This window comes from Streptococcus sp. GMD5S (assembly GCF_000298715.2).
GTDB lineage: Bacteria > Bacillota > Bacilli > Lactobacillales > Streptococcaceae > Streptococcus.
This window is the reverse complement of sequence record NZ_AJRG02000001.1, coordinates 246,983-260,709: the sequence shown is the minus strand read 5'-3', so window position 1 is coordinate 260,709 and position 13,727 is coordinate 246,983. Positions and strand designations below refer to the sequence as shown.

13 protein-coding genes and 1 riboswitch are annotated in these 13,727 nt (G+C 42.6%); of the genes, 8 read left to right on the top strand and 5 right to left on the bottom strand.

Annotated elements, in window-relative coordinates; genetic code table 11:
• Nucleotides 1-85 precede the first annotated feature (85 nt).
• From GMD5S_RS0201210 to GMD5S_RS0201195, 4 genes are all read right to left on the bottom strand, one after another.
• Nucleotides 86-1,120, bottom strand: coding sequence for a S66 family peptidase (locus GMD5S_RS0201210; protein ID WP_000626042.1), 1,035 nt, complete (start codon nt 1,118-1,120; stop codon nt 86-88).
• 167 nt (nt 1,121-1,287) lie between these two features.
• Nucleotides 1,288-1,635 carry a TfoX/Sxy family protein gene (locus tag GMD5S_RS0201205; RefSeq protein WP_000331822.1) on the bottom strand — a complete coding sequence of 116 codons (348 nt, stop codon included), beginning with the start codon at nt 1,633-1,635 and terminating at the stop codon, nt 1,288-1,290.
• A 15-nt stretch (nt 1,636-1,650) separates the two neighbouring features.
• Nucleotides 1,651-2,328 carry a DUF1129 domain-containing protein gene (locus tag GMD5S_RS0201200; protein ID WP_000077993.1) on the bottom strand — a complete coding sequence of 226 codons (678 nt, stop codon included), beginning with the start codon at nt 2,326-2,328 and terminating at the stop codon, nt 1,651-1,653.
• Between the two features lie 11 nt (nt 2,329-2,339).
• Nucleotides 2,340-3,284, bottom strand: coding sequence for a magnesium transporter CorA family protein (locus tag GMD5S_RS0201195; protein ID WP_000815617.1), 945 nt, complete (start codon nt 3,282-3,284; stop codon nt 2,340-2,342).
• A 136-nt stretch (nt 3,285-3,420) separates the two neighbouring features.
• Between GMD5S_RS0201195 and uvrA the strand changes: the two genes are divergently transcribed.
• Nucleotides 3,421-6,246 carry an excinuclease ABC subunit UvrA gene (gene uvrA, locus GMD5S_RS0201190; RefSeq protein WP_001152876.1) on the top strand — a complete coding sequence of 942 codons (2,826 nt, stop codon included), beginning with the start codon at nt 3,421-3,423 and terminating at the stop codon, nt 6,244-6,246.
• Nucleotides 6,247-6,283: 37 nt separating this feature from the next.
• On the opposite strand, the gene GMD5S_RS0201185 is transcribed toward uvrA, so the two are convergent.
• Nucleotides 6,284-7,039, bottom strand: coding sequence for a hypothetical protein (locus GMD5S_RS0201185; RefSeq protein ID WP_001043930.1), 756 nt, complete (start codon nt 7,037-7,039; stop codon nt 6,284-6,286).
• A 147-nt stretch (nt 7,040-7,186) separates the two neighbouring features.
• Here GMD5S_RS0201185 and GMD5S_RS0201180 point away from each other — a divergent pair, with 147 nt between their 5' ends.
• The 7 genes from GMD5S_RS0201180 (at nt 7,187) to GMD5S_RS0201150 (ending at nt 13,575) form a co-directional block, all read left to right on the top strand.
• Nucleotides 7,187-8,248, top strand: a complete 1,062-nt coding sequence (locus GMD5S_RS0201180; protein WP_000952766.1) for a M24 family metallopeptidase — start codon at nt 7,187-7,189, stop codon at nt 8,246-8,248.
• A 53-nt stretch (nt 8,249-8,301) separates the two neighbouring features.
• Nucleotides 8,302-8,453: riboswitch (M-box (ykoK) riboswitch) on the top strand.
• Between the two features lie 195 nt (nt 8,454-8,648).
• The gene (mgtA, locus tag GMD5S_RS0201175) at nt 8,649-11,309 is read left to right on the top strand and encodes a magnesium-translocating P-type ATPase (RefSeq protein WP_000858867.1); all 2,661 of its coding nucleotides are present in this window, start codon (nt 8,649-8,651) and stop codon (nt 11,307-11,309) included.
• 134 nt (nt 11,310-11,443) lie between these two features.
• Nucleotides 11,444-11,842: a transcriptional regulator Spx gene (gene spx, locus GMD5S_RS0201170; protein WP_000591165.1), complete on the top strand. Its 399-nt coding sequence runs from the start codon at nt 11,444-11,446 to the stop codon at nt 11,840-11,842.
• A gap of 66 nt (nt 11,843-11,908) precedes the next feature.
• A complete protein-coding gene (locus GMD5S_RS0201165; protein ID WP_000734686.1) occupies nt 11,909-12,478 on the top strand; it encodes an SP0191 family lipoprotein in 570 nt (189 codons plus the stop codon).
• Nucleotides 12,479-12,564: 86 nt separating this feature from the next.
• Nucleotides 12,565-12,831: an IreB family regulatory phosphoprotein gene (locus GMD5S_RS0201160; protein ID WP_000507059.1), complete on the top strand. Its 267-nt coding sequence runs from the start codon at nt 12,565-12,567 to the stop codon at nt 12,829-12,831.
• Between the two features lie 3 nt (nt 12,832-12,834).
• Nucleotides 12,835-13,254, top strand: coding sequence for a Holliday junction resolvase RuvX (ruvX, locus tag GMD5S_RS0201155; RefSeq protein WP_002876031.1), 420 nt, complete (start codon nt 12,835-12,837; stop codon nt 13,252-13,254).
• A 15-nt stretch (nt 13,255-13,269) separates the two neighbouring features.
• Entirely contained in the window at nt 13,270-13,575 is a 306-nt protein-coding gene (locus tag GMD5S_RS0201150; protein ID WP_000017624.1) for a DUF1292 domain-containing protein, read from the top strand.
• Nucleotides 13,576-13,727: the final 152 nt, after the last annotated feature.

Below are 13,727 nucleotides of genomic sequence, written 5' to 3'. Positions count from 1 at the left end.
TATCATAGAAATAAGCAAAATGCAATAAATTCAGACACAAATTGTAACGAAAATCAATACCAAAGCACAAAAATGGAGAAATTGTTTATTTTTTGTTATCGTCAAAGCGAATGACTTGCTCCTGTGCATCTACATAGGCGTGAACGCCAAAGGGTACAATGGCTCTTGGTGTGGCGTGCCCAACGTTTAGATTATAGACAATTGGGATATTGCTGTCAACGATGCTCATTAGTGCCTCTTTATAGTCGTTATAGAAGGTTTCATCCATTGGCTTTCCGACCAAGAGTCCACTGATGACCTCAAATATTCCAGTTTTTTTCAAAGCTAGCAACATTTTTTTGAAATCATCAGGTTCAGGCTTTTCTTCGCTTGTTTCTAGTAAGAGAATCTTTCCTTCCCAGTCGGATAAGTCAGGGAAAAGTTTGTATTTTTGGCAGAGGTCGGTGCTATCTGCGTGTAGAGAGTTGTCAAAGATATCATAGAGAGACTCAAGACAACCACCGAGGATTTCTCCCTCAAACTGGGCATTTCCTTGTAACAAGTCAAAACCAGTATTTACATGGCTGAGACGAGGTGTTCCCAAAGCTTTGGGACTGAAGTCAGTTCTTTCCTCATACCAAAGGTCGCTAGGACGGATTTCTGAGATTCTTCCTGTCTTGATCAATTCTTTAAAGTAGTGAAAGCTATAGGGCAACATCTCCTTGTCCAATTCACAAATGTCTGCTAGAAAGGATTGCCCATAAAAAGTCTTGACCCCTAGTTTGTGCAACATAAGGTGGTTCATAGTGGTATCTGAGAAACCAAGAAAAATCTTTTGTTTGATAACTTTTTCTAGTTGGTCATTTTCAAAAAGGTAGGGTAGCAAGCGATAGGTATCATCCCCACCGATGGCACATAGGATCATATTGATGCTATTGTCCGAAAAGGCCTTCATCAAATCCTCTGCACGTGCCTCCGGATGGTCCTTGATAAAGTCTAACCCTTTTAGCGAATGGGGCAAAAAGATAGGATTGAGTCCTAGATCCCTGAGACGTTGGAGACCCAAATCGACTTCGTGTTTGACAAAATCCTCTCCGATAACACCGCTAGACAAACTAACAATACCAATAGTAGAAATCATATCTCATCCTCCTAGAAATAGATTGAGCCTATTTTATCACAAAAGATGAGATAAAACTATAAGAATGAAACTCAGAAGTGCTATTGAATCTCAAGAAAGCAAGTGAAAAGCAACCGCCTGTGCAGTTGCTTTTCGTTTTTCTAATCTCTAATCTCACTAGATATGAGTTACTTGGTCAACTCTTGATTATAGGAGAGAGCTAAATCAATCCAGTAAGGAAGTTCTTTTTGACCTTCAATATCTAGGTCTATATAGCCATGATAAGGTCGCCCTCTCATCAATGTAGTATGAGCTCCTGTTCGGGGTAGAACTTGCTTTTCTATTTCTTTGCCAATTCTGACCATAACCAGTTCGTCCTTTCTGGAACTGACTGTAAGGACCATTTTCCCACGAATCATAAAGGCAAGGCCACCAAACAGTTTCTTTTCTTCTAGCTCTTCTTCGAAAATTTGGGGAGGAAGTTTGAGTGCTAGAATTTTTCGAATCTGCTGAGCTAAAGATTGACTATATGCCATAGCTTTTCACTTCTCTTAATAACGTGATGGGCCTGCGCTTGCGCTTCGGATATTGAAACGTTTCTTGAGATAGAAGCGAAGGGCGAGAAGGGCTGCTCCTAGGACAGCCAAAGGCAATGGAGCAAGGACTGGATTGAGGTTGGCTGGTAGGAAGCTTGTTGCAAAGAAGACAACCAACCAAAGAAGCATAGCAGCGAGGATGACGAGGATTGATTTCCAGAAAGGAGGGCGCTGGCTACGATCTGTGTCTGGTCCATAGTACTGGTAGACAAAGTAGTACATCAAGTAGAAGGCAAGTCCTCCTACAAGTCCAACCAACAAGAGGGTAATCAAGCCATAGCCAATAGCCTGATCTGTAGAGAAGAAGGTAGTCAGAGCGCTAACCAATGCAAAGAGACTGGTGATAAAAAGGGCTGAGTCCATAATCATGAGTTTTGGATCGTCATTTTCTTTTGGATGCTCTTTTTCGTATTGCTCCTTGACAGTGAAGCTATGAGCCCAGTGGGTTGGAGCCCCGTAGAGGGAACGTGCAGTCGTCCCCTTGGCTTGCTCTTCAAGGATTTTAGGAATGACTTCCTCAAAGACAGCCTTGATTTCAGCGTCTGTTTTACCATCTTTAATAAATTGTTGGGTAGCGATGTGGATAAACTCTTGGTTTTTCTTAGTTAATTTTTGTAAATCAATCTGAGACATAGGGATTCCTCTTAGAACCATTTTTTATGGATGAGATAGAGAGTGAGCGAAACACTCATAGCAAAGGCGATAAAGACGATTAACCAGAAGGCATGAGGCTCACCGTTTAGAGGGATTTCATTATCCTTAAAGTTCATCCCGTAGGCTGAGAAGATCATGGTTGGGACAGACATAACGATGGTCACGAGAGCCAGGGTCTTCATGATGTTGTTCTGGTTGTTGGAAATGATAGAGGCAAAGGTCTCTGTCATAGAGTGAAGGACATTTCCATAGATATCTGCCATCTCGATGGCCTGTTGGGTTTCAATCAGAGTGTCTTCGAGTAGGTCTTCGTCTTCTAGGTATTTCTTGATATTGCTAGTTGCGCTAGTCAATTTCTTAATCACGCGCTCGTTCGTCTTCAGTGAGGCCTTGAAATAGACGATGGTCTTTTCCAATTCCATGAGCTCAATCAGCTCTTCGTTTCGAGTGGATTTGTGAAGTTGACTTTCGATTTGTTCACTCTTACGGTCAATCGAACGAAGGGCCGTAAGGTAAAGTTCGGCGTTGCGATAGAGAATCTGGAAGATAAAGCGTGAACGCATGAAGGTGTAAAAGTTGCGCAGTCTACGGTTGATAAAGACATCGAGAACGGGGAGGGGTTCCAAGCAGGTGGTGATAATGGTTTCCTCTGTGATGATAATCCCCAGCGGAATCGTAACGTAGTAGGTACGATTGTTTCTTTCCTCTGTGATGGGAACGTCCACGATGATCAAAGTGTACTCATCTTCGATGGTAATACGGGACATTTCTTCCGCATCGAGCGGTGCTCGAAGGTCGGCAATGTCAATGTCGAAGGCGTTAGCGATTTCCAACGATTCATTTTGTGTAGGATTGACGAGGTTGATCCAAGTACCTGGTTCAAGCGTGTCGATCTCTTTAAATTCCGTTGTTGTTGAGAGAAAAACTTGTTTCATATCCCCTATCCTTTCCTACTATTCAGTGATTCATTTTTTGCACCGTACTATTATACTATAAAAACAGCTTTTTGGGTAATAGAATTTCACATTTTTTGGTATAATGGAAAGCAATAATGGACTAGAAAGAACAAAGATGCAAGATAAAATTGTGATTCATGGGGCACGTGCCCATAACTTAAAAAATATTGATGTGGAGATTCCGCGAGACAAGCTGGTTGTTGTGACTGGTTTGTCAGGGTCTGGGAAATCCAGTCTGGCCTTTGATACCCTCTATGCTGAGGGCCAACGTCGCTATGTAGAGAGTCTATCAGCCTATGCTCGCCAGTTTTTGGGCAACATGGAAAAACCAGACGTGGATGCTATTGATGGCCTCAGCCCAGCTATTTCCATCGACCAAAAAACGACTAGCAAAAACCCGCGCTCGACCGTTGGAACGACGACTGAAATCAATGATTATCTGCGTCTCCTCTACGCACGTGTGGGGACGCCTTACTGTATCAACGGGCATGGGGCTATCAAGGCTTCTTCTGTGGAGCAAATTGTGGATAAGGTCTTGGAATTGCCAGAACGCCAACGCTTGCAGATTTTGGCCCCTGTCATCCGCAAGAAAAAAGGCCAACATAAGAGTGTCATTGAGAAGGTTCAGAAAGACGGTTATGTTCGTGTCCGTGTGGATGGGGAAGTCTATGATGTGACCGAAGTGCCAGAGTTGTCGAAGAGCAAGCAACACAATATCGATGTTGTTGTTGACCGTATCGTCATCAAGGAGGGCATTCGTAGTCGTCTCTTTGACTCCATTGAGGCAGCCCTTCGTATCGCAGAAGGTTATGTCATTATCGACACTATGGACGATTCTGAGTTGCTCTTTTCTGAGCATTATGCCTGTCCAGTTTGTGGTTTTACAGTACCAGAGTTAGAGCCTCGTCTCTTCTCCTTCAATGCCCCGTTTGGCTCGTGTAGTGAGTGTGATGGTTTGGGCATCAAGCTGGAGGTGGATGTTGACTTGGTGGTTCCTGATACCAGCAAAACTTTGCGTGAGGGAGCATTAGCACCTTGGAATCCTATCTCATCCAACTACTATCCAAATATGCTAGAGCAGGCCATGACAGCCTTTGGAGTGGATATGGATAAGCCTTTTGAGGACTTGTCAGAAGAAGATAAAAACTTGATTCTTTACGGGTCTGATGGCAAGGAATTCCATTTCCACTATGAAAATGAATTTGGCGGTGTGCGCGATATTGACATTCCTTTTGAGGGAGTTGTCAATAATATCAAGCGTCGTTACCATGAGACTAACAGTGACTACACCCGTACCCAGATGCGACTCTACATGAATGAGCTGACTTGTGGAACCTGTCATGGCTATCGTCTCAACGATCAGGCCTTGTCTGTCCGTGTGGGTGGTGAGCAAGGACCACATATTGGTGAAATCTCAGATCTGTCTATCGCAGACCACTTGGAGTTGGTGAGCCAGCTGACCTTGTCTGAAAATGAAGCGATTATCGCCCGTCCCATTCTCAAGGAAATCAAGGATCGATTGACCTTCCTCAATAACGTAGGTCTTAACTATCTGACCCTGTCACGTTCGGCAGGAACCCTATCAGGTGGAGAGAGTCAGCGTATTCGCTTGGCAACCCAGATTGGGTCCAACCTATCAGGTGTCCTTTATATCCTGGATGAGCCGTCGATTGGTCTTCACCAGAGGGATAATGACCGCCTGATTGCTAGTCTGAAAAAGATGCGTGACTTGGGCAATACTCTCATCGTGGTGGAACACGACGAAGATACCATGCGCGAGGCGGATTATCTGATTGACGTTGGTCCAGGTGCCGGTGTTTTTGGTGGCGAGATTGTTGCTGCAGGAACACCCAAGCAGGTGGCCCGTAATAGTAAGTCTATTACAGGCCAGTACTTGTCAGGTAAACGTGCCATTCCAGTACCAGAAGAGCGCCGTGCCGGAAATGGTCGCTTTATCGAAGTGACAGGTGCGCGTGAGAACAACTTGCAAAATATCACTGCTCGCTTCCCATTAGGAAAATTCATCGCGGTGACAGGTGTGTCAGGTTCAGGGAAATCGACCTTAATCAACAGCATCCTCAAAAAAGCCATTGCGCAGAAGCTCAATCGCAATTCAGACAAGCCTGGTAAATTTAAGACGATTACAGGGATTGAGCATGTAGACCGCTTGATTGATATTGACCAGAGTCCAATCGGGCGAACGCCAAGGTCTAACCCGGCTACCTATACGGGAGTTTTTGACGATATACGTGACCTTTTTGCCCAGACAAACGAAGCTAAGATTCGAGGCTACAAGAAGGGCCGTTTCAGTTTCAACATCAAGGGCGGTCGTTGCGAAGCCTGCTCAGGTGACGGGATTATCAAGATCGAGATGCACTTCTTGCCAGATGTATACGTGGCTTGTGAAGTCTGCCACGGGACTCGCTACAACAGTGAAACCCTAGAAGTCCACTATAAGGAAAAGAATATCTCGCAGGTTTTGGACATGACCGTCAACGATGCGGTGGAATTCTTCCAACACATTCCCAAGATTCAGCGTAAACTTCAGACCATCAAGGATGTGGGGCTGGGCTATGTAACGCTAGGGCAACCGGCTACCACCCTTTCTGGAGGAGAAGCTCAGCGTATGAAGTTGGCTAGTGAACTCCACAAACGCTCGACAGGGAAATCCTTCTACATTCTGGATGAGCCAACTACAGGGCTTCACACTGAGGATATCGCTCGCTTGCTTAAAGTCTTGGCTCGCTTTGTCGACGATGGGAATACTGTCCTCGTCATCGAGCACAATCTAGATGTTATCAAGACAGCAGACCATATCATCGATTTGGGACCTGAGGGCGGTGTCGGTGGTGGAACCATCATCGCAACAGGAACCCCAGAAGAAGTAGCGGCCAATGAAGCCAGCTACACAGGACAGTATTTGAAAGGAAAGTTAAAATAAGATTTAAAAGGCTCTGCTTTTTTAGGCAGAGTCTTTTTTATAATAAATTACGAATTTTTTCTTTTATAAATGAGTTAAGAGAATAGTGTTTATCCAGATATTCTAGGAGTGCTTGAGCAGACTCAGAAATGCGTTCGTAACCTTGCAAAAAGTGAGGCAATTGCTTGGCTTCCTTTGGATAACCTTCTTCAAATCGTCTGTTGGTATTAAAGATATCTATAAAATTAGATTTAGAAGTTGTTTCCAAACTGATTAGTTCAGTCCAAAGCTTGACGGTTCTGTTTTGTATTAAATCATAAGCAGCTAATTTTTCGCCTCGCTGATAACGACCTAGCCCTAAATATAGATTACATAAAATTTCTCCCAACAACCATTCACGGTCTCTGTTTTCTTTTGATGGCAGTCTTTGTGGCTGACAGATTGTTTCATCAAAACCGACCTCCTTCCAGATAATCTTGCCTTCAGAGAAGGGAATGTTTACTAGTTCTTGAGCTTCAAAGACAGCAAATTCACAAAAAACATCATCTTCAAATAGAACTTTATGTCCGTCCACTGTATTTTGGTAGTGAAATGCAATTGGTTCTAGCTTACTTAACCAGGTTAGGTCTTGGATATAAGTCTGCTTGTAGCCATCTTTTACAATAACAAAGAAGTCTAAATCTGAGTACTGATCCAATCGTTCTCTTTCTGTTCCGCAAGAACCAAGCGCCAGCAAAGCTAGTGCTTGGTTCGAATCTTTTAGAGACTGACCAATCTCATCTAGTCTTTGTAACAGCAATTCTGTTTTATTCATATCGATACCTCATTCTTTCTTGTTTAACAGAAATTATACATTAAGCGCTTTCAAATGTCAATTTTATCTAATCTTAGCTATATAGATTGTATTATTTTCGATATTTTTTTGCTATAATAAATTAAATCATTTTATGGAGGTTTTCTCATGTTATCAAGAGTTGAAAAATTTGAAGTAGCCTTAAAACAGACAGAGTGTGATGCTGTCTTAGTAACCAATCTGAAGAATATTTACTATCTGACTGGTTTCAGCGGGACAGAGGCGACAGTTTTCATCAGTAAAAAGCGCCGGATTTTTCTGACGGATTCTCGTTATACTCTTATTGCCAAGGGCGTGGTTGAGGGCTTTGACATTGTGGAAACGCGCGATGCGGTTGGTGAAATTGCTAAAATTATAGCGGACGACAAGCTGGAAAAAATTGGCTTTGATGACGAGATTTCCTATGCTTACTTCAAGATGCTGGAAAGTGTGTTTGCTGGTCATGAGCTGGTTCCAATGACTGGTTTTATTGAAAATCTGCGGATGATCAAGGATGAGCAAGAAATCGCAACCATTCGTAGGGCCTGCCAGATTTCTGACCAAGCCTTCCTAGATGTACTGGATTTTATCAAGCCCGGTGAGACGACTGAGCTAGCCGTTATGAACTTTTTAGATGCCCGTATGCGCCAGCTAGGTGCTTCAGGTGCCTCTTTTGATTTTATCATCGCTTCGGGCTACCGCTCTGCTATGCCACATGGCGTGGCTAGTGACAAGGTCATTCAAAAGGGTGAAACCCTGACCATGGACTTTGGTTGCTACTACAACCACTATGTCAGCGATATGACGCGGACAGTTCATGTGGGGCAGGTGACAGATGAAGAGCGGGAGATTTATGATATTGTCCTGCGCAGCAATCAAGCCCTCATAGATGCAGCCAAGGCTGGTCTCAGTCGAATTGATTTTGACAGGATTCCGCGCCAGATTATTAACGATGCAGGCTACGGTCCTTACTTCAGCCACGGGATTGGACATGGGATTGGTTTGGATATCCATGAAATTCCTTACTTTGGCAAGTCAGAAGAGCCAATCAAGGCTGGTATGGTCTTGACTGATGAACCAGGCATTTATATTGAAGATAAATACGGGGTTCGTATTGAAGATGATATCCTGATTACAGATAACGGTTGTGAGTTATTGACACTTGCTCCAAAAGAATTGATTGTTATCTAAAAAATGAGATAAATCATTGACTTTTATATTTTAAAGGTTTATACTGATAGACGAAAACGGTAGGTGAGGCTACCATAGGGATACGGATGACTACCGCAAAGCAGTGGAGACACTACTCGTTGGTCAACAGTCCTGGTCGCGAAGGCCAAGACTAAGCTCATTACATCGCCCTATGGAGTTAAAGCTTGAACGAAAAAACAGATAACTAGTTTTTTAATCCTGCCATTTTATGGTGGGATTTTCTACTGTTTTAGAACAAGGAAAGGAGACAAACGATGCAAATTGACGATCATCCAGAACCGCACATACACAGCCAATCGCTGATTTGTGTCGTTCTGCCCTTATAAAGTGATTGGTCTCTGTGTATGAAACACATCATTCATACAGATAGGAGAAACCAATGAAAACTACAAAAGAAAGATTAGCAGTAGCTATTCACACACCTTTAAACGAAACTCTATCTTTTTATAAGACAAGTCTAACAGGCTTGACTGAGGAGCAGGTGGAGAAAAATCGTGACCTATATGGCGAAAACACCATCACCAAGGGTCAAGAAGACAGTATCTTCAAAAAGATTTACGAATCGATTATCAATCCATTTACAATCATCCTGTTGGTCATCGCTATGATTTCCATGGTGACCAATGTCTGGTTGGCGAAGCCTGGGCAAGAAGATCCGACGACCTCTATCATCATCGTCGTTCTCGTTCTAATCTCTGGTGGCATACGCTTTGTTCAAGAATTGCGGAGTGACAAGGCTGCGACCAATCTATCCAAAATGATTGTGAACACAGCCACAGTTATCCGCGAAGGCCAGAGTTTAGAGGTCGCAATTGAAGATTTGGTCGTTGGAGATATAGTCAAGTTAAGTGCTGGGGATATGATTCCAGCAGACCTCATTTTAATTGAATCACGTGATTTCTTTGTTCAACAGTCTGGTTTGACAGGTGAAAGTGACTCGGTTGAGAAACTAGCCTTGTCAAAAATGAGTCAGTCAAACTTTGATAGTCTGCTAGAAGCAGAAGCGCTCGCTTTTATGGGAACCAATGTGATATCAGGAAGTGCCAAGGCTTTGATTCTAGCGGTCGGTGATGACACCATGATGGGAGAAATCGAGCAGACTCTCAATACCTATGACGAACCAACCTCTTTTGAGCGGGAGATGAACAGTATCTCTTGGCTCTTGATCCGTTTGATGTTAGTCATGGTTCCCATCGTCTTTCTCTCCAATGGCTTGACAGATGGAGACTGGCTGGAAGCAGGTGTGTTTGCACTGAGTGTTGGTGTTGGATTGACACCTGAGATGCTTCCCATGATTATCACTGCTAGTCTAGCAAAAGGCTCCATTATCATGGCCAAGGAAAAAGTCGTCATCAAAAAACTCAATGCCATACAAGACCTAGGTGCTATTGATATCCTATGCACAGATAAAACCGGAACCCTTACCCAAGACGAAATTGTCCTTGAATATCCTTTGGATATACATGGAGATTTGGATTTATCTGTGTTGAGACGTGCCTATCTCAATTCCTATTTTCAAACCGGTTTGAAAAACTTGATGGACCGTGCCATTATCAGTAGAACTGAAAAAGAAGCTAAAGAACACGCTATTCTACAAAATTTGGATACTAGCTTCCAAAAAATCGATGAACTTCCATTTGACTTTGAACGTAGACGGATGAGTGTCATCGTCAAGGATGAAAACGAAGTTGTTAGTTTGGTAACCAAGGGTGCCCTAGAGGAAATGCTTGCGATTTCAACCCATGTGGAATATCAAGGTCAGATTAGCCCTCTGACGGATGATATCCGAGTGGAAATCTTAAAAGAAGTAGATCAACTTAATCAACAGGGATTGCGAGTCTTGGGAGTCGCCTATAAAACAGGCCTAAAAGAAGGTTTTGCTTACTCCGTTGAAGATGAAAAAGAGATGATTCTAACCGGATATCTTGCCTTTCTAGATCCACCAAAACCATCAGCAGCACCTGCTATCCAAGCTTTGTTAGAACACGGTGTTCAAACAAAGATCTTGACGGGAGACAATGAGAAGGTAACCCAAGCAGTATGCGAAAAAGTTGGTTTAGACGTTGATCAAATCTTGTTGGGTTCTGATATTGACGCTATGACGGACGAAGAATTGGCCCAAGCAGTTGAGAAAGTGACTGTCTTTGCCAAACTCTCTCCGGATCAAAAAGCACGAATCATTTTACAAATCAAATCGAATGGACATTGTGTCGGCTATATGGGAGATGGGATCAATGATGCCCCTTCTATGAAAGTGGCAGATGTGGGGATTTCTGTTGATACAGCAGTAGATATTGCCAAAGAAACGGCTGATGTCATTTTGTTAGATAAGGATTTGATGGTGCTTGAAAAAGGGCTGGTTGAAGGACGCAAAGTCTATGCCAACATGACCAAATATATCAAGATGACGGTCAGCTCTAATTTCGGGAACATTTTCTCTCTGCTAGTGTCTGGTATCTTTTTACCTTTCCTTCCTATGGCTCCGATTCACTTGATTGTGTTAAACCTCGTCTACGACCTTTCTTGCATTGCCTTGCCATTTGATAATGTAGATGAAGACTTTTTGAAGCATCCCCATAAGTGGGAAGCTAAGTCTATTACTCGTTTTATGATTTGGATGGGTCCGATTTCTTCTGCCTTTGATATTTTGACCTTTATCTTGCTCTATTTTGTCATTGTTCCAATGGCGACAGGTCAAGCTTATGCTCACGGAGCAGAGTCTGCAACGGGCTTTATCATTTTGTTCCAGACAGGTTGGTTCATTGAATCCATGTGGTCCCAAACCATGGTTATCCATATGCTTCGTTCAGCAAAACTTCCTTTCTTACAAAGTCGTCCATCATGGTTTGTTCTTGGAACAACCTTGCTAGCAGCTAGTTTTGTGACCTTCCTTCCCTACTCTTCAATTGCTAGCCTGCTTCATTTAACCCCTTTGGAACCAATTTATTTCCTCTTTTTGCTTTTGATTATCGTTCTCTATATGATAAGTGTTACAGTTGTAAAACGATTGTATATCAAAAAATTTAAAAGTTGGTTATAAATTGATTTTGTCAAGAAAAAAGTACGAAAATCGCGAAAAAAGTTAATTTTTTTTAAAAATAGGTCGCAAGTCGGATGTTTTTTATGGTATAATAGACTAAACTGATAGTAACATGTAGCGAAAGGGGTAGGTACATGATCAAAATTTATACAGTCTCAAGTTGTACTAGCTGTAAAAAAGCGAAAACCTGGCTCAATGCCCACCAGTTAAGTTATAAAGAACAAAATCTCGGTAAAGAAGGAATTACAAGAGAAGAGTTATTAGATATTCTCACGAAAACAGATAATGGAATTGCCAGTATCGTTTCGTCAAAAAACCGCTACGCTAAGGCACTTGGAGTTGACATCGAGGATTTGAGTGTCAATGAAGTGCTCAACTTAATCATGGAAACACCACGGATCTTAAAGAGTCCGATTCTCGTTGATGAGAAGCGCCTACAAGTCGGCTATAAAGAAGATGATATCCGTGCCTTCTTGCCACGCTCTGTCCGTAATGTAGAAAATGCAGAAGCACGTCTACGTGCAGCTCTATAAAACATCAAGGCTGGGAGTGACTCCTAGCCTTGTTTGCTCTTTTGTTTTAAAATCATGTGAGGAATTATGAAAAAGTTACTAATTGCTAGTTTTGCTCTCCTCTTTTTGCTTGCGGGATGTGGGCAAAAAAAGGAAACCCCTGCTGCTTCTACAACAGCATCTGAACCTCTCCAATCCAACCTTCCCGTTTTGGACAATGCCGAAAAGAATACGGTTGTCACCAAGACCTTGCTGATGCCGAAGTCAGAAAATGGAACGCAGCAGATTCAGACCATTACTTATAAAGGCAATCAGTTTTTGACCTTGACCATCCAGCAAAAACGACCTGTCGGGGATGAACTCAAGACCTTTATCTCTGAAAATGGCCTAGAGGAGACGCAAAAAGCGCTTCTAGAAGCGGAAGAAAAGGATGAGACCATCCAAGAGGCACGCAAACTAGCAGGATTCAAACTGGAAACCAAGCTACTCAGCGAGATAGAAATCCAGACGACAACGACTTATGATTTTCAAGTATTGGATGTCAAAAAGGCATCTCAGCTGGAATATTTAAAAAATATCGGCCTTGAAAATCTCTTAAAAAACGAACCTAGCCAATATATTGCAGATAGAGTGGCAAATGGGGCGACAGAACAATAGAAAATCCAAATTAATAGACTGACTTATTTGTAGAACGTCAGGGAATGTGCTATAATAGTACTATTCTAAGGAAAGAGGGTGTTAGAATGGGATTTACTGAAGAAACTGTACGGTTTAAATTGGATGATTCCAATAAGAAAGAAATTAGCGAAACATTGACAGATGTTTATGCTTCTTTGAATGACAAGGGCTACAATCCGATTAACCAGATCGTCGGTTATGTATTGAGTGGAGACCCTGCCTACGTTCCTCGTTATAACAATGCACGAAATCAAATCCGTAAGTATGAGCGTGATGAAATTGTTGAAGAATTGGTACGCTACTACCTAAAAGGACAAGGAGTCGATCTATAATCTATGAGAATTATGGGATTGGACGTCGGTTCAAAAACAGTAGGGGTGGCTATTAGCGATCCGCTCGGTTTCACCGCTCAGGGACTTGAAATCATCCAGATTAATGAGGACCAGGGCCAGTTTGGTTTTGACCGCATCAAGGAATTGGTTGACAGCTATAAGGTAGAACGCTTTGTAGTAGGTTTGCCAAAGAACATGAACAATACCAGTGGTCCGCGAGTAGAAGCCAGTCAAGCCTATGGTGCCAAGCTAGAAGAACTCTTTGGTTTGCCAGTAGACTATCAGGATGAGCGTTTGACAACGGTCGCTGCGGAGCGTATGTTGATTGAACAAGCAGATATCAGCCGTAACAAACGCAAGAAAGTTATTGATAAGTTGGCTGCTCAGCTGATTTTGCAAAATTATTTAGATAGAAAATTTTAAGACAGAGGAGAAACTATGTCACACGATCACAACCATGACCACGAAGAACGTGAATTGATTACACTAGTAGATGAGCAAGGAAATGAAACCTTGTTTGAAATTCTTTTGACCATCGACGGGAAAGAAGAATTTGGTAAAAACTATGTTCTGCTAGTGCCAGTTAATGCAGAAGAAGATGAAAATGGTGAAGTTGAAATTCAAGCTTACTCATTCATCGAAAATGAAGACGGAACAGAAGGCGAATTGCAACCAATTCCAGAAGACTCAGAAGACGAATGGAACATGATTGAAGAAGTCTTCAACAGCTTTATGGAGGAGTGATACAGTCTGGGAGACTGTATCAGCCCAACTCCCAGAAATTGGAGAGAGTTGGAACGTCCGGGGAACGTTTTTAGCCCAGTTCCTTAAAATAAGAGAGAACTGGTATGTCTGGGAGACTGTATCACCCCAACTCCTAGAAACTAGAAAGAGTT

Bases quoted from the DNA above. Each gene is read 5' to 3' on its own strand.
- GMD5S_RS0201195 (WP_000815617.1), bottom strand. From the start codon at position 3,284: ATGAAACAAGTTTTTCTCTCAACAACAACGGAATTTAAAGAGATCGAC.
- GMD5S_RS0201180 (WP_000952766.1), top strand. From the start codon at position 7,187: ATGTTATCAAGAGTTGAAAAATTTGAAGTAGCCTTAAAACAGACAGAG.
- GMD5S_RS0201185 (WP_001043930.1), bottom strand. From the start codon at position 7,039: ATGAATAAAACAGAATTGCTGTTACAAAGACTAGATGAGATTGGTCAG.
- GMD5S_RS0201165 (WP_000734686.1), top strand. From the start codon at position 11,909: ATGAAAAAGTTACTAATTGCTAGTTTTGCTCTCCTCTTTTTGCTTGCG.
- GMD5S_RS0201200 (WP_000077993.1), bottom strand. From the start codon at position 2,328: ATGTCTCAGATTGATTTACAAAAATTAACTAAGAAAAACCAAGAGTTT.
- uvrA (WP_001152876.1), top strand. From the start codon at position 3,421: ATGCAAGATAAAATTGTGATTCATGGGGCACGTGCCCATAACTTAAAA.
- GMD5S_RS0201150 (WP_000017624.1), top strand. From the start codon at position 13,270: ATGTCACACGATCACAACCATGACCACGAAGAACGTGAATTGATTACA.
- GMD5S_RS0201160 (WP_000507059.1), top strand. From the start codon at position 12,565: ATGGGATTTACTGAAGAAACTGTACGGTTTAAATTGGATGATTCCAAT.
- GMD5S_RS0201210 (WP_000626042.1), bottom strand. From the start codon at position 1,120: ATGATTTCTACTATTGGTATTGTTAGTTTGTCTAGCGGTGTTATCGGA.
- mgtA (WP_000858867.1), top strand. From the start codon at position 8,649: ATGAAAACTACAAAAGAAAGATTAGCAGTAGCTATTCACACACCTTTA.
- ruvX (WP_002876031.1), top strand. From the start codon at position 12,835: ATGAGAATTATGGGATTGGACGTCGGTTCAAAAACAGTAGGGGTGGCT.
- GMD5S_RS0201205 (WP_000331822.1), bottom strand. From the start codon at position 1,635: ATGGCATATAGTCAATCTTTAGCTCAGCAGATTCGAAAAATTCTAGCA.
- spx (WP_000591165.1), top strand. From the start codon at position 11,444: ATGATCAAAATTTATACAGTCTCAAGTTGTACTAGCTGTAAAAAAGCG.